At 45.4% G+C, this 15,472-nt stretch carries 11 protein-coding genes; 6 read left to right on the top strand and 5 right to left on the bottom strand.

The window, feature by feature from the left end; all coding sequences use genetic code 11:
- Positions 1 to 118: 118 nt before the first annotated feature.
- The 3 genes from A4R26_RS19385 to A4R26_RS19375 form a co-directional block, all read right to left on the bottom strand.
- Positions 119 to 913 carry a TerC family protein gene (locus A4R26_RS19385; protein ID WP_107685866.1) on the bottom strand — a complete coding sequence of 265 codons (795 nt, stop codon included), beginning with the start codon at positions 911 to 913 and terminating at the stop codon, positions 119 to 121.
- A 289-nt stretch (positions 914 to 1,202) separates the two neighbouring features.
- Positions 1,203 to 2,291 carry a quinone-dependent dihydroorotate dehydrogenase gene (locus A4R26_RS19380; RefSeq protein WP_081166820.1) on the bottom strand — a complete coding sequence of 363 codons (1,089 nt, stop codon included), beginning with the start codon at positions 2,289 to 2,291 and terminating at the stop codon, positions 1,203 to 1,205.
- 117 nt (positions 2,292 to 2,408) lie between these two features.
- Positions 2,409 to 3,551, bottom strand: a complete 1,143-nt coding sequence (locus tag A4R26_RS19375) for a YARHG domain-containing protein (RefSeq protein ID WP_081166817.1) — start codon at positions 3,549 to 3,551, stop codon at positions 2,409 to 2,411.
- A 320-nt stretch (positions 3,552 to 3,871) separates the two neighbouring features.
- Here A4R26_RS19375 and A4R26_RS19370 point away from each other — a divergent pair, with 320 nt between their 5' ends.
- From A4R26_RS19370 to A4R26_RS19345, 6 genes are all read left to right on the top strand, one after another.
- Positions 3,872 to 5,047 carry a thiolase family protein gene (locus A4R26_RS19370; protein ID WP_081166814.1) on the top strand — a complete coding sequence of 392 codons (1,176 nt, stop codon included), beginning with the start codon at positions 3,872 to 3,874 and terminating at the stop codon, positions 5,045 to 5,047.
- Positions 5,048 to 5,254: 207 nt separating this feature from the next.
- Positions 5,255 to 6,934, top strand: a complete 1,680-nt coding sequence (locus tag A4R26_RS19365; protein ID WP_165760338.1) for a DUF1800 domain-containing protein — start codon at positions 5,255 to 5,257, stop codon at positions 6,932 to 6,934.
- Between the two features lie 16 nt (positions 6,935 to 6,950).
- A complete protein-coding gene (locus A4R26_RS19360; RefSeq protein WP_081166807.1) occupies positions 6,951 to 8,540 on the top strand; it encodes a DUF1501 domain-containing protein in 1,590 nt (529 codons plus the stop codon).
- A gap of 285 nt (positions 8,541 to 8,825) precedes the next feature.
- A complete protein-coding gene (locus tag A4R26_RS19355; protein ID WP_081166804.1) occupies positions 8,826 to 9,470 on the top strand; it encodes a response regulator transcription factor in 645 nt (214 codons plus the stop codon).
- Positions 9,471 to 9,772: 302 nt separating this feature from the next.
- On the top strand, positions 9,773 to 11,536 hold the full coding sequence (locus A4R26_RS19350) for a tetratricopeptide repeat-containing sensor histidine kinase (protein WP_165760337.1): 1,764 nt from the start codon (positions 9,773 to 9,775) through the stop codon (positions 11,534 to 11,536).
- A gap of 310 nt (positions 11,537 to 11,846) precedes the next feature.
- Positions 11,847 to 12,296: a DUF2721 domain-containing protein gene (locus tag A4R26_RS19345; protein ID WP_081166797.1), complete on the top strand. Its 450-nt coding sequence runs from the start codon at positions 11,847 to 11,849 to the stop codon at positions 12,294 to 12,296.
- A gap of 8 nt (positions 12,297 to 12,304) precedes the next feature.
- On the opposite strand, the gene A4R26_RS19340 is transcribed toward A4R26_RS19345, so the two are convergent.
- A complete protein-coding gene (locus A4R26_RS19340) occupies positions 12,305 to 14,587 on the bottom strand; it encodes a GH92 family glycosyl hydrolase (protein WP_081166794.1) in 2,283 nt (760 codons plus the stop codon).
- A gap of 78 nt (positions 14,588 to 14,665) precedes the next feature.
- Positions 14,666 to 15,403 carry a basic secretory protein-like protein gene (locus A4R26_RS19335; protein WP_081166791.1) on the bottom strand — a complete coding sequence of 246 codons (738 nt, stop codon included), beginning with the start codon at positions 15,401 to 15,403 and terminating at the stop codon, positions 14,666 to 14,668.
- Positions 15,404 to 15,472 lie beyond the last annotated feature (69 nt).

The following is a 15,472-nucleotide window of genomic DNA, read 5'->3' as shown; positions in this document are numbered from 1 at the left end:
CTTCAGGCGTTTATACAGCTTGCAATGCGGTACGCCAGTAATTAAAAGCTGTAAAACGAACAACCACAAACCACAAACAACAAACCACAAACAACAAACCACAAACAACAAACGGTATTTAGACAGTATTTTGTTCTTCTTTCTTTACGATTGGTTCGTACAGCTCAACCGCTTTTCCTCTTGCCTTTTTACGCATATACATGTTCAGCATTTCAACGCCAAACGAGAAGGCCATGGCGAAATAAATATAACCCTTCTGAATATGGCTTCCGTGAACAGGTTCAAGACCTTCAAAGAACAGGCTGAAACCAACCATCAACAGGAAGGCCAGGGCCAGCATTTTGAGGGTAGGATGTTTGTGTATGAAATCGGCGATCTTATCAGAGAAAAAGAACATGATGACCATGGCTATGATCACGGCAATGATCATGATCTTAACGATACGGGCCAGGCCAACGGCAGTAATGATACTGTCGAACGAGAACACCATATCGATAACAATGATCTGGGCCATCACCGCGCCAAAAGACATTTTCCGGGGGTTGCTCTCATACTTTTCATCTTCCCCTTCCAGCTTATGGTGAATTTCTTTAACTGTTTTATATAACAGGAACAAACCACCGGCAAGCATGATGAGGTTACGCAGGGTAAAGGCAAAGTGCTGATCATTGAAATTGAAACCAAACAGTTCCGAATTACCATTTTTTACCAGCCAGCCAATACCCATCAGTAAACAGATACGCACGGCAATACCGGCAATCATCCAGATGCGGCGGGCTTTCAGTTGTTGCTTTTTATCAAGGCGGCCCATTAATATAGACACGAAGATAACGTTGTCGATACCTAACACGACTTCAAGTACGGTAAGGGTCAGTAAACTGACAAGTGCATCTAAAGTAAATAGTTCTTGCATGATGGTTGGGTAATAAAAATGATGGGCAAAAATAAGGCGGCCGGGCCATTTGGCAATTAGCAATTGTCAATGCGAAAACCCGCATAAAACAGGTTACGGCGGTCGGCCAACGTAAAGAGTAATGCTAATACTTTTTCGGGTTGAACCGGTAAGATTGCCATATATAGCGGTTTAATATACCGTATATAGTCTTAGGCGAGGCTGTGCCTGAGGTTTGCACCAAAGTATCCTATTAGTAGGAGCTGATGCCCGAATGTTTCAACCGGAAAGAAGTTTTTATTAAGTACGGTCAGGACAGCCCGTTGCAAATGTTCTTTACAATCGATGGCCCTTCATAAACAAAACCCGTCCATACCTGTACCAGGGCAGCGCCGGCGGCGAGTTTTTCTTTAGCATCGGCAGCAGTGAAAATACCGCCGGAAGCAATAACGGGTAACTGGCCCTTTGTTTTTTGATGAATGTATTTTACTATTTCGGTAGAGCGCCGGCGAACGGGTGCGCCGCTTAAGCCACCCGCGCCAATGGCTTCCAGTTCCTGCCCGGTGGTGTGCAGCTGTTCGCGGCTGATGGTAGTGTTGGAAGCAACCAGTCCATCGAGTTTTATTTCCATGGCCAGGTCGATCACATCGTCAATTTGCTGCGGTGTGAGGTCGGGCGCTATCTTTAATAAGATCGGTTTGGGTTTGCGGTCACTTTCGGGGCCGCTTTCCTGCTGGTTGATGGTTTGTAAATGCGAAAGGATCTTCCGCAGCGAATCTTTTTCCTGTAATTCGCGCAGGCCGGGGGTGTTGGGCGAGCTTACGTTCACCACAAAGTAATCAACACAATCGAACAGTGCGCGGAAGCAGATCTCGTAATCTTTCCAGGCGTCTTCGTTAGGAGTGACCTTGTTCTTCCCAATGTTACCACCAATGATGAGGCGCGGGTGACCGGGGGTAGAAGGGGAGCCTTTGCCCATTGCCAACTGTTTGTCTTTCCAATCTTTCAACCGTTGTACTACTACATTCACCCCGTCATTGTTAAAACCCATGCGATTGATAAGCGCTTTGTCCTTAGGTAAGCGGAACAGGCGTGGTTTGTCATTACCGGCCTGGGGTTTGGGCGTTACGGTGCCAATTTCAACAAAGCCAAAACCCAGGGCTTCCAGCTCGGTAAGGTACAGGGCGTTTTTGTCGAAACCGGCTGCCAATCCTACCGGGTTTTTAAACCTGAGGCCAAAGAGTTCTTTTGACAATTCTCCTTTGTTGGGGGTGAATTGGGCGGAAATGCTTTTGCGGATGAACCCCGAGGAACAGCCCATTTTCATCATGTTCATTGAAAAATAATGGACCGGTTCGGTCGGAAAGCAAAACAACAGGCGGCGAAGTAAGTTATACATAATTCGGTGCGAAGATAATTCATAGTTCCCAGTTCACAGTTCTCTGTTCACTGTTCATAGTTCATAGTTCCCAGTTCACAGTTCATAGTTCACAGTTCTCAGTTCTCAGTTCCCGGTTCACAGCCTGTTTAGCCAGGCCTGTTCTTTTTGGGTTAAGCCGGCAAGTACGGGTTGATAGGTTTCGTCTTTTTTATACCAGCGTTGCCTTTCAAAATAAGACTGTAATTCAGGCGATTTAAAGATATAGCCCCGCCTGGCAAAGGGCAGGTTTTTCAAGATCCTTTTTGACAGCTCATCAGAAGGCTTCTTTATGTAATCCTGGTCCTCAATGGAAAACGGCAAACGGTCGCGTTTGCAGTTAAAATAATCATCTCTCATTTTCTCATCCTGAAAACCATAATAAAACCAGTTTGTGTATGATTCTATATAAAGCTCCCCTACGGGTTTGAAATTCAGCTTTTGAAATGTCAACGTTCCGTTGCGTACAACAAATTGCGAAGTATCGGTTATCCCCTTATCCTTCTTATTCTTTTTTAAGTGAATTCCTTTTACCGTTTCCGGCAACTGCCATTCAGAAATATTGGAAAAGAAAGTATTCGTTATCCAGATATCCTGCAGCCCACCCATATTTATCTGTAAGGTGAAATCATCAATCTGGCGGTTTGCCCATCGCCCCGCAGCTGTAAGTATATATTTCAGTGTATAGTGCTCAATAACGGAGGTGGAAAGATCGACAGTATACGTATGTTTTATGATATTTATTCCGGGCCTGAATAGCGCCTTGAAATGATACACATAAAAAAAATCGACTACATCATTTTCGTCGCTTTCCTTTAAGGCCTGCGCAAGTGTTTTTGATTTGAATTTTCCGTTACGGTAATACAGGCTGTCGCTAACGATTGCCACCTTAAATGGAATTGCTTCTTCATTCATATTTACAGTGAACTTCGTAATGTATGGATGTTGGCCGTTCACGGGTTGAACAGTGACATCGCCATAAGGTGATACCGCCTCAAAACCTACTTCCAGTTCTTTAGTTGCTTTAGGATTGAAGAATTCATAATAAACGGTAATTGACGCCTTGCCCGAACCTGATCTGTTGATGGTAAGGATCTCTTTTTTAACGGTAATATCCGTTTCATACATCGGAATTAACTGATTGCCCGCTGTTCTAAAAGCGCCGTCGTTTGCGAAGCATACTGATACGGATAGCAAAAACAGCAGTGACAAAAAGATGCCGGGGAGCTTCTTGATAAACATTATAATTGATTGAAAAGTACAGGATTAAGTAAGTTACTATGCGAGGCAAAATTTAACAAATTAAAGCGCATTTGCAAGTGAAATCCTGACTTTCAACCGGGCGCTGTGGAGCGCAGTGCATTTTGGTTTTCCTGCTGCCAATCCTTATCTTTGAGATAGAAGGTTGCATAAACAACTAGTGGATTGATGAGCAGGGCGCGGAACGATGAAGCGTGCGACGCAACAGCAGCAGGGGAGGTGTACCGGCGCCGGGAACAACAAACTGTATTTCATTATCAAATTATCGAATTATCAAATTAGCTAATTATTAAACTTTATATATGGAAGCGTATATAGTAGCTGGTTACCGCACTGCGGTTGGCAAAGCCAAAAGAGGTGGATTCAGATTTTACCGGCCCGATGACCTGGCCGTTGATGTGATCAAAGGACTGATGGCTTCTGTTCCGCAGCTCGACCCTAAGCGGGTCGACGATGTGCTTGTAGGAAATGCCGTTCCCGAAGCCGAACAGGGTTTGCAGGTTGGCAGGATCATCGCTGCCCGCGCCATTGGTTTCGATACGCCGGGCGCTACCGTGAACCGGTATTGTGCATCGGGCCTCGAAACCATCGCCATTGCTACCGCCAAGATCCGCAGCGGTATGGCCGAATGTATCATTGCCGGTGGTACTGAAAGCATGAGCCTGGTGCCCACGGCAGGCTGGAAAACCGTACCGGCTTATTCCATTGCCAAAGACGAACCCGACTATTACTTAAGTATGGGTTTAACTGCCGAAGCAGTTGCCAAAGAGTATAATGTAAGCCGCGAAGATCAGGATGTATTTTCTTACCAATCGCATCAGAAAGCCATCAACGCCATTACAAACGGTTATTTCAAGAACGGCATTTTGCCCGTTACGGTTGAAGAGGTTTACCTCGATGAAAAGAATAAAAAGAAGACCCGCAGTTTTGTGGTTGATACCGATGAAGGCCCGCGCAAAGACACCAGCATAGAAGTGCTGAATAAACTGAAGCCCGTATTTGCCGCCAATGGAACGGTAACCGCGGGTAACTCATCACAAACGAGCGATGGCGCCGCCTTCGTAATTGTAATGAGTGAAAGAATGGTGAACGAGCTGGGTTTGAAACCTATTGCCCGATTGGTTGCCTGTGCTTCTGCGGGCGTGCATCCCCGTGTTATGGGTATTGGTCCGGTTGAAGCGGTTCCAAAAGTATTGAAGCAGGCATCGATGAGCCTCGGCCAGATAGACCTGGTTGAATTGAACGAGGCGTTTGCATCACAGGCCTTAGCGGTTATCCGTACGTTAGGAATAAATCCTGAAATAGTAAATATAAACGGTGGGGCTATTGCATTGGGTCATCCTTTAGGTTGTACCGGTTGTAAGCTAACTATACAAATTACTCATGATATGAAGCGCCTTAATAAGAAGTATGGTATTGTTACGGCATGTGTTGGCGGCGGACAGGGGATTGCAGGAATTATAGAAAATATTAATTAGTAAAAATAGTTACTATATAGAAAGCTGCTTCTCATTGAGAGGCAGCTTTTTTTATGTTCGTACTTGTACTAGCGTTATATGAAAATGTACGTCACTTATCCCCAAATCATCAAGTGGCAACATTTTTGTTCAAGCACAGCCATAATTGGATTGTCATCATGTAGTCAAAAGGCCGACCATATGAAGCAATCCACCAAAATCAACCTTATGGATAGAAGAGAATTCTTCACGCTGAAAAGGAGATCGAAGGCTCCTTCTCCAATGCCCTATGCAGGCTTGCGTCAAATTTATTCCGGCTTAGCACCTTACACCGGCGCCTGGACAAGAAAGGAAGTAGCGCACTTACTTAAACGTACCATGTTCGGGGCGAAAGTAGCAGACATCAATCATTTTCTTGCAATGTCACCTTCAGCGGCGGTTGATGAATTGTTGAACGTACCAACCGGTTTGCCCGCACCTCCTTTAAAAAATTACGACAATACCGACATCGATGCCGCCGATCCCGATACAACGGTAGCGCAGGGATCTACCTGGGTGAATACGGTATCTACTGATGGTACAGCCAACAGCAAAAGGGCAGGTTCACTGAAAGCATGGTGGATCGGTAACATGATCAACCAGGACAGAAGCATTCGCGAAAAGATGGTGCTGTTCTGGCATAATCATTTTACAACCGAATTGTCGATGTATGAAACCGCTACCTATGGTTATAAATACAACGTGCTGTTGACGCAAAGCGCGGTCGGCAATTTCAAAACACTGGTAAAGGACATGACCCTCAACGTGGCTATGCTGCGTTACCTCAATGGGTACCTGAATACTTATACCGCGCCTGATGAGAACTACGCCCGTGAGTTACAGGAGCTGTTTACATTGGGAAAGGAAAACAATCCCAACTACACGGAAGATGATGTGGTGGCAGCAGCCCGGGTATTGACCGGCTGGCGTATAAAACCCGATGATGAATCGGTATTCTTCAGGCCTGAAGCGCATGACAAGAACAGTAAAACATTCTCTTCTTTCTATAACGGAACCGTAATAGCCGGCCGCAGCGATGCTACCGGCGGCGAAGCTGAGCTCGATGATCTGTTGAACATGATCTTTGCAAAGCAGGTTGAGGTTTCTGAATTCATTGTAAAAAGACTGTACACATGGTTTGTTTATTACACTATTGAACCCGATACACTCACCAACGTTATAAAGCCCCTGGCCCAGCAGTTCCGCGATGGCGGCTGGGAAATAAAACCGGTGCTGGCAACCCTGCTGAAAAGCGAACATTTCTTCGATGTGCTTAGCCAGGGATGTTTGATCAAAAGTCCTCTCGAAATGATTGTAGGCATGGTAAGGGAGTTCGATGTGGCATTTCCCGATGCATCGAATTATGCCGCTCAATACGATATGTGGGATTACCTGCGCAACCAGTCGGAACTGATGCAGCAGAACATTTGCGATCCGCCGAGCGTATCGGGATGGCCTGCTTACCACCAGTTACCAGCGTACTATGAAATGTGGATCAACCACGATACCATTATAAAGCGCCATAGGTTAATTGAACAGCTGATGACTACCGGCTATATGCGCAACAATACAACGTTGATCATAGATCCGGTTGCGTTTACAAGGCTGCTGCCCAATCCAATGGATCCAAATGCATTGATCAACGATGCGGTGGATATTTTGTACAGGGTGCCGTTATCAGACGCACGTAAGGCGAAACTCAAAGCAGATACCCTGCTTTACGGACAAACGGATGATATTTACTGGACCAATTACTGGAATGCCCATGTTGGCACCCCGTCAGATATGGCTGCCTACCAGACAGTATACAACCGTTTGCAACCACTATACAGTTATTTAACTGGCCTTGCCGAGTATCATTTAGCTTAACAATCAAACCGATCTTATGAAGCGCAGAGACTTCTTCAAACAAACATTACCTGCATCTGTAACGTTGCCCGCATTATTGAATGGTTTTTCCGTTAAGGCCTTTACAAATGCATCACCACTGGTACAGGCCCTTATGGGTACCGCCACCGATACCGACAAGGTACTGGTGCTCATTCAACTGAACGGCGGTAACGACGGCCTGAACATGGTAATACCTATTGAAACATATTCCAATTATTATAACGCCCGGGCAAATATTGCCATCAAACAAAATAAGATCCTTCCACTCAAAGGCACTGCCAAAACAGGTTTGCACCCCAGTATGACCGGTTTGCAGAACCTTTATAACGAAGACAAATTAACCATTATACAGGCGGTTGGGTATCCTTCACCCAACTTCTCTCACTTCAGGGCCACGGATATCTGGATGTCGGCTTCCGATTCTGACCAGGTGGTAAACAGCGGCTGGATTGGCCGGTACCTGAACAATGAGTTCCCGAACTTTCCCAACGGGTACCCTACAGCGCAAATGCCCGATCCCCTGGCAATTCAGATCGGTTCGGTAGCCTCGCTGGCATTGCAGGGACCGTCGTTCCCGATGGGTATGACCATCAGCGACCCCAATAGTTTTTACGACTTCCTCGATAATGTAACCGACCCTTTACCAAATACGCCCTGGGCAAAGGAACTGACCTACATTCGCATGATCATGGGGCAAACGGAGCAGTATTCAAACGTAATAAGGGCAGCGGCTGCAAAAGTTACCTCACAGGGTTCCTACCCGGGTAATAACGACCTCGCGCAACAATTGCGTATTGTAGCAAGGCTGGTTAAGGGCGGGTTAAAGACCCGCATCTATATGGTTGGTACGGGTGGTTTCGATACCCATTCAAGCCAGGCCGAAGCGGCTGACACTTCGGTAGGTACACACGCCAGGCTGATGGCGCGTGTATCGGATGCCATCAAATGTTTTATGGACGACCTGAAAGGGCTGGGTGTTGATGACCGTGTAGTTGGTATGACCTTTTCGGAGTTTGGCCGTCGTATTAAATCAAATGGAAGTTTTGGTACCGACCATGGTGCAGCTGCACCGGTGTTCGTATTCGGAAAGAATGTTCGCGGTGGTATTATCGGTACCAATCCAGACATTCCTTCCGGTGGAGGCGGCAATGGTAACGTACCTTATCAATACGATTTCAGAAGCATTTATGCTTCTTTGTTAAGGCAATGGTTCTGTGTAAAAGATGGCGATTTGCAGACCGTTATGTTAAAAGACTTCCCGAACATTCCATTGTGTGTGAATGCAGCCTGCGGCGCTACCGGCCTCGATGATGTGAACAGGAACGATGGCGAACAACTGGTCATTAACTATCCGAACCCGTTTGTTGAAAGAACGTCGATAACCTTCAAAACAGGCGGCGGACATACACTGGTTCAGGTGTTAGACACCATGGGAAGAGTGATAAAAACCGTTACCGACAAAGTATACACATCCGGTACCTATACTGTAACCTTCGATGGGTATGGGCTTCCGTTGGGCGTTTATTATGCCCGTTTTCAAAACGGCACCGTTCAACAGGTACGGCCCATGCTGAAAACGCGATGACGTAGAAAATTTAATCCGTATAATTGGGAGCTCCCTGACTTCTGTCGGGGAGCTTTTTTTATGTGCGCCCGCTTTCACCGTAGTTTCAATGTTGTGCTAAAGCCTGCTAAAGCGAACGACTGTAAGTAACCGGCAGCATATGCAGCCCATAACCTTTGCGCAAAAAGGAATTTTCAATGATCGGGCAGCTCTGTTTTTTGCAGCATGCATTAAATAGTTTTAATTTGCTTTGGATCGGTACAATAACCATTAATCCTACAAACTAACCGATCTATAATTTTGAATATGCTGAAGGTATTTATTACAGATGACCATGAATTATACCTTGAAGGCCTGGTTCTGTTGTTGAACAAACAACCGGGTATTGAGGTAATAGGTTCCGCATTCACCGGCGAAAGCCTGTTGAGCCAGTTGCCAAACAAAGACATTGATATCCTTCTGCTCGATGTACACCTTCCAGACATCGGTGAAGAAGAGTTGCTGTTGAAGATCCGCGAAATACAACCGGCGCTGAAGATACTTTACCTTACGATCATGCGGGGCACCCGCTATATTCACAAGCTGCTCAAATATGATATACAGGGTTACCTGTTGAAGAACACCAATATCGCCGAGCTTACCAAAGCTTTGGAAACAGTATCTGAAGGCAATAAATACTTTAGTAAGGAAATCAACATCCTTGATACCAACCAGGATTTCAGGAATACGGTTACCATAGAAGATAAGAAGGTCGATGAAATTTTGTCGAAAAGGGAAATAGAAGTGCTAACGCTTATTTGTAAAGAATACAGTAATTCTGAAATTGCCAAAAAACTTTTCCTTAGCGTAAGTACGGTTGAAACCCATCGCAAAAACCTGATCGCCAAACTGGGTGTGAACAATACAGTAGGGTTGGTGAAGTTTGCTTTAAAGAACAGGCTTATTGAATAATATTACACTCCTTTTTTTGCTGGTTCATTGAATGGTTAACCGGGAAAACAAAACCGGCGCCGCTCCCTGTTGCAAAGCCTGGGTACCGGACTATGACAAGAGAAATAGTATTACACTGTCTTTCATACATTTATTCATTATATCCGTTTTATATAACTACAAAAGTACCCAGTTACTTGATTAATAAGTAAAAACTCTTAATTTGGTAGTACAATTCGGCATTACCGTTGAAATACTATCTGCTTTTAGGGGCTTTGATTATATGCGTACATTCATTTGCACAACAGGTCGATACAACTCATTTGAAAAGATTGTACGATCGTTGTCTCGATTTCTCTGAGGACAAGATCGACTCCATTCGTTACTATGCCGACTACATTTCCAAAGAAGCTGACTTATTGAAGTATAATCGCGGCAGCGTTTTATCGTTACGGCTGAAAGGCATTTATGAAGACCTGAGCAATAACTATGAAAAGGCTATCGAATATTACCTGCAATCATTGCAGGCAGCCCGTAATATCAGGGCGCAGGAGTATGAACTTGCTGCATTGAGCGATCTGGCCATTGCTTATTTCTCTATCAGGGAACCCGAAAAGGCCAAACAGTTCTATTTACAATGCGCCCGCATGACCGAGTCGGACGGCAAAATTCCTTCTCTTATCAATACCTATAATAACCTCGCCGTTATTTATACGCAACTGAAACAATACGACAGCTCACATCTTTTACTGGAGAAGGCGGTGCAGTTGGGCCAGCCGCTTGAACGGCAGGGGCGCATTAGTTTATCAAGCACCTATAACAACCTGGGTAATTTATATTTCAAGGAAAAAAAGTATGAGGAAGCCCTTCCGTATTTTCGCCAGAACCTGGTAAGGCATAACAACGACAGCGACCTGAGTGCGCTTTGGGTGGCCAAACTAAACCTCGCCGATGTATTTATAGAAAAGAAACAGTTCGATTCGGCAACGATTTATGCAGAAGGTGCGATGAAACTGGCCGAACGGCTGGAATCAAAAAGCAAGGAGGCCGATAGTTATTCCATACTGGCAAAACTGGCCGAGTACCGCGGCAACTACAGCAAAGCCTACGCGTACATAAAAAAATGGTATTCGCTCGATACGGCTATCCTGCATAGCGACACCTATAAAACCATTGCCGCACTGCAGGAACGTTTTCATGCAAGCGAACGCGAAGCGGAAAATAAACTGCTGCAGGAAAAGATCGAAAAGGAAACCCTTCGTTCGAGAGAGCTCACTCTGGTGGCCGCAGCACTTGGCATTATCGGACTGCTGATAGCCATCGGTTTTGTAATTAAACGAAATGCGCACCGGCGGTTGAAAGCAACCAACGATCTTATAATACAGCAGAACGAAAAGTTATCGGAGCTGAATTTTGAAAAGAACTCGCTTATAAGTATCGTATCACACGATCTGAACACGCCGTTCGCTACCATTCAGATCTGGGGGCAGGTATTGCAAAACGACGCTAACCTTACGGAAGAACAGCAAAAGGCCATGAACCGTATTTTACAGGCGGGTGCATATGGTGAGCGGCTGATAAGGCAGATCCTCGATGTAGAGCGCGCCGATATCGGTAATCATAAAATGCAACTGGAAAAATTCGACCTGCGGGCATTTACAGAAGAAATGGCCGATAACTTCAGGCCGATGGCCGAACGGAAGAAAATTGCCCTGCACACCGAAACCAGCGGTAAAAAATTATTTATCTTAAGCGACCGGTACCTGGTAAGCCGTATTTGTGAGAACCTGTTATCGAATGCTATTAAGTACACTCCCCGGGGCAAAAACGTATGGTTGCACATAAGCGAAGAGCAGGATGGTATTTGCATCAGGGTGCGTGATGAAGGGGTAGGCATCGACAAAGAAGAACTGCCTTATCTGTTCTCGAAGTATAGCAAGTTGTCTTCACGCCCTACCGATGGCGAAGCCTCCAATGGTTTAGGCCTTTCGATCGTAAAAAGGATCGTTGAAGAAATAAACGGAAGAATAACCTGTGAAAGCGAAGTTGGAAAGGGGTCGTTATTCACAGTTTTGCTGAAAAAGTAGCAGGAACAATGTGATAATTAGCTAATGTGATAATGTGATAGTGGAATACAGAATACAAGAATACAGGCGCTAAGGTCTCAGGCATAATTGCACATTGCCGGTCTCGGCCAGTAAAGATTGAATTTTCTTAATTATAATAAATTTTGTACTTTAACGTTTAAGATAATTACTTACTAACCCATGTACATAAATGATAAAGTCCTCCGACACTTCGGAGGACTTTTATTTTGGAATACTTATTATATTCACTACACAATTGAATGTTCCTGGCTTGTAAATCCTGATCAACCAAATTCAAAATATCGATTTTATGGATCTGTCTATAACCACGCCGGCTTTATTGTTCCCGGCCATCTCCCTGTTGATGCTGGCTTATACCAACCGGTTCCTTGCCATAGCTACGCTCATCAGGTCGCTGTACGATAAATACCAATCCGACACCCGGCAAAAGAACATAGTACATCAGATCCAGAACCTGCGCGATCGTATCAGGCTTATAAAATCGATGCAGTTATTCGGGGTGGTAAGTTTTATCTTTTGTGTGGTGTGTATGTTCTGCATCTTTAAAAACTGGAATGCGGCGGCTTATATCATCTTTGCTTTAAGCATTATTTCATTTGTGGTTTCGCTGGTGTTATCGCTGCTGGAGATCTTCCTTAGCACCAGGGCCCTCGAAGTGGCCCTGAGTGATATGGAAGAGTTAACGAAAACCAATTTGTTCAATTTGTTGCGACCTGCAGATGATAATAAAGAGAAATAGTACCGTAACTATTTCTTCGGCTTATTGCTCATAAAGAAAACCAGCGAGCCGCCTTTCATGACGTCCTCATGGCTGATAACCGGCTGCTCCAGTTGTTTGCCATTCAGCAACACTTTCTGCACGTACACATTTTTGTCGCTTTGGTTATTGGCCTCTATGGTGAACGAGTTGCCATTCTCGAGTTTGATCACCGCTTTGTTGATGGCGGGGCTTCCCAATTGATAAAGGGGAGAACCGGGCGCTACGGGGTAAAAGCCGAGGGTAGAAAATAAATACCAGGCGCTCATTTGACCACAGTCGTCATTTCCGCCAAGGCCGTCAGGCGAAGGCTTGTACTGATTTTTGAGGATCATCCTTACCCGCTGTTGGGTTTTCCAGGGCTGACCGGCATAATTGTACAGATACGCTACGTGATGCGCCGGTTCATTGCCATGTACATAGTTGCCGATAATGCCATCGCGGGTAATATCTTCGGTTTCGGCAAAATATTTATCGGGCAGGTACATGGTAAACAACGTATCGAGGCGGGCGCCGAATTTCTTTTTACCACCCATCAGGTTGATAAGATCATCGGGGTTGTGCGGAACAAAAAAGCTATAGTTCCAGCTATTGCCTTCAATATAACCCTGGCCATGTGTGCTCAACGGATCAAACTCCTTTTTAAAACTGCCGTCTTCTTTGCGGGCGCGCATAAAACCAACCGACGCATCGTACTGGTTTTTATAATTGGCCGACCGTTTTATGAACGCATCATAAATATCTGAACGGCCCTGCTTTTGCGCCAGCTGCGCAATACACCAGTCGTCATATGCATACTCCAGTGTAGTGGAAGCGGAAGTGCCCAGTTTTTCATCGGGAATAAATCCTTTTTCAATATAACTGCCAATCCCTTCATAATTCCTGCGGTTGGCTGTGGTTACACAGGCTTCCAGCGCATGCGCTGCATCAACCGATGTGCTGCTTTTGACAAGCGCATCGGCAATGACCGATACACTGTGATAACCACTCATACACCAGTTGTCGTTGTTGTAATGGCTCCAGATAGGCAGCATCTTCAGCACACTTTGATCATAATGAGCCAGCATGCTGTTGATCATGTCGCTGTTACGCGCGGGTTGTATTACATTGAAAAAAGGATGCAATGCCCTGTAGGTATCCCACAACGAAAAGGTGGTGTAGTTGGTGAAATTATTTGCCGTGTGAATATTCTGATCGAGCCCCTTGTATTTACGGTCAACATCCATATATACGGTAGGTCCCAGAAATGCATGGTACATGGCCGTATAGAAATTCTGTTTTTCCGGTTCCGGCGCTTCAACCGCAATTTTTGTAAGCTCCGTGTTCCAGGCGGCCTGCGCTTCCGATCTTGTTTTTTCGAAATCCCAATGCGGAACTTCGGTGCGCAGGTTCAACAGGGCGCCTTCGGTACTTACCGATGATAAGGCCAGTTTGAGTTTTATTTTTTCACCCGCGTCGGTGTCGAAATTGAAGAACATCCGCAACTGCCTGCCGGCAAGGTCGGGGAAGTTCTTCGACTGGTCGAACTTGCGCCAGAAACCACGGTATACCTGTTTTTTGCTGAAGTCCTTACAACCGTATTCTTTAAAAGGTTTTGAAAAGGTCATGGCAAAATAAACGGTGCGCGTACGGGCCCAGCCGTTGGTTTGCCGGTATCCGGTGATCAGCGTATCGTTCTCAACGCGAACAAAGGTCCATACGTTTTTATCATCGTAATTGTAAATGCCATGCATCAGATCGAAAATGATATGTGCATCACTGGTCTTGGGGAAGGTGTACTGATGAAAGCCGGTACGGGTAGAAGCGGTTAACTCGGCGGTGATGTTGTCATCGTCGAGCTGCACTTTGTAATACCCCGCTTCTGCTTTTTCCCTGGCATGTGAAAAGGCCGAACGGAAACCGGTTTTTGTATCGGTGGCCACGCCCGGGTTCAGTTGCAATGCGCCAACGGTTGGCATAACCAGGAAATCGCCCAGGTCGCTATGGCCGGTACCGCTGAAATGAGTATGGCTAAAACCTACAATGGTTTTATCGTCATACTGGTAACCAGCGCAATATTTGTAAACATCAGGATTGTATTTCCCATTCATTTCATAGGGCAGGGTATCGGTATCGGGACTTAGTTGTACCATGCCGAACGGAACCGTGGCGCCGGGGTAGGTATGCCCCATGCGCTGGGTACCGATCAATGGGTTTACATATTGAACTACGTTTTTTTGTTGAGCGAAAACGGATAAGGGTAACACCCATAACAACAATGACCATTTGTTCATTTCTATATATTTCTTTTTTTAATGAGAAAGATGGGAGGCTACAAATCTAATGCTAAATTGTTGTAGTGCTGGGTTTAGCTATTGTTTAGCTTCCTGCGCCTGCGCATACATTTCCCATAACTGGTCAACTGTTTTGCCGGTATATTCCATCCAAAGGGTGTCTTTATACTCCCCTTTATAAGCGGCGGCGTTCATTTTGTCAACGATCTTCTTGTTTACATTCTCTTCTATCCAAACCAAAAAACGGGCAGTAATTCTATACGCATTGGTATAGTGATGGTCGGGTTTGAAAGGCGTTAACTGCCAGCCGCCTTTTTCATTGTTTACGCCGTATTTATAGCGAACATAATCGGCAATACCTTCTGTAAGCCAGCCGGGTGTATGGCCTTTATGATAAGCCTGAACGATGTGCATGGCTTCATGGGTGATCACATCGATATCTTCGGGATGTTTCTTCATCCATTCGGGGTTGCAGCGGATGATGCCGTTGCTGGCGGCGGCCACCCCGTCGTAGGAGGGGTCAATAATAAAGACCACTTTTTTGTGCGCATCCCGGTTAAAGCGTTTTACTTCCTGCGGATATACGGTAAAAAATGCTTCGGTTAGTTTTTGCTGGGTTTCGGAATTGAAGGTGGAATCCTGTACGAGGAAAATGAGTGTAAACCCTTTTTTGGTGAGGGAGTCGCTCCGGTAAATGGTGTTGTTGTTACGGTCGTTCCAGTCGTAACGTTTACTATTTTTTTTGCTGGTACCGGTTTGAGAAATGGCTATACCAAAACAGCTACAAGCTACAACGGTGAGAAATACTCGCTTCATTGATTTTTCTTTTAATATTTGTGGTTTTGTTACATGAAAAATGCAGGGTTTAAGGTAAAGACCTGCAAG

Origin of the sequence: Niastella populi (assembly GCF_002078015.1) — a bacterium.
GTDB lineage: Bacteria > Bacteroidota > Bacteroidia > Chitinophagales > Chitinophagaceae > Niastella > Niastella populi.
The sequence above is the reverse complement of the archived record's forward strand: the minus strand, read 5'-3'. Positions and strand labels throughout refer to the sequence as shown.

Coding starts and splice junctions, on each gene's coding strand:
- A4R26_RS19375 (WP_081166817.1), bottom strand. CDS start 3,551: ATGTTTATCAAGAAGCTCCCCGGCATCTTTTTGTCACTGCTGTTTTTG.
- A4R26_RS19360 (WP_081166807.1), top strand. CDS start 6,951: ATGAAGCGCAGAGACTTCTTCAAACAAACATTACCTGCATCTGTAACG.
- A4R26_RS19335 (WP_081166791.1), bottom strand. CDS start 15,403: ATGAAGCGAGTATTTCTCACCGTTGTAGCTTGTAGCTGTTTTGGTATA.
- A4R26_RS19385 (WP_107685866.1), bottom strand. CDS start 913: ATGCAAGAACTATTTACTTTAGATGCACTTGTCAGTTTACTGACCCTT.
- A4R26_RS19355 (WP_081166804.1), top strand. CDS start 8,826: ATGCTGAAGGTATTTATTACAGATGACCATGAATTATACCTTGAAGGC.
- A4R26_RS19340 (WP_081166794.1), bottom strand. CDS start 14,587: ATGAACAAATGGTCATTGTTGTTATGGGTGTTACCCTTATCCGTTTTC.
- A4R26_RS19345 (WP_081166797.1), top strand. CDS start 11,847: ATGGATCTGTCTATAACCACGCCGGCTTTATTGTTCCCGGCCATCTCC.
- A4R26_RS19380 (WP_081166820.1), bottom strand. CDS start 2,291: ATGTATAACTTACTTCGCCGCCTGTTGTTTTGCTTTCCGACCGAACCG.
- A4R26_RS19370 (WP_081166814.1), top strand. CDS start 3,872: ATGGAAGCGTATATAGTAGCTGGTTACCGCACTGCGGTTGGCAAAGCC.
- A4R26_RS19365 (WP_165760338.1), top strand. CDS start 5,255: ATGGATAGAAGAGAATTCTTCACGCTGAAAAGGAGATCGAAGGCTCCT.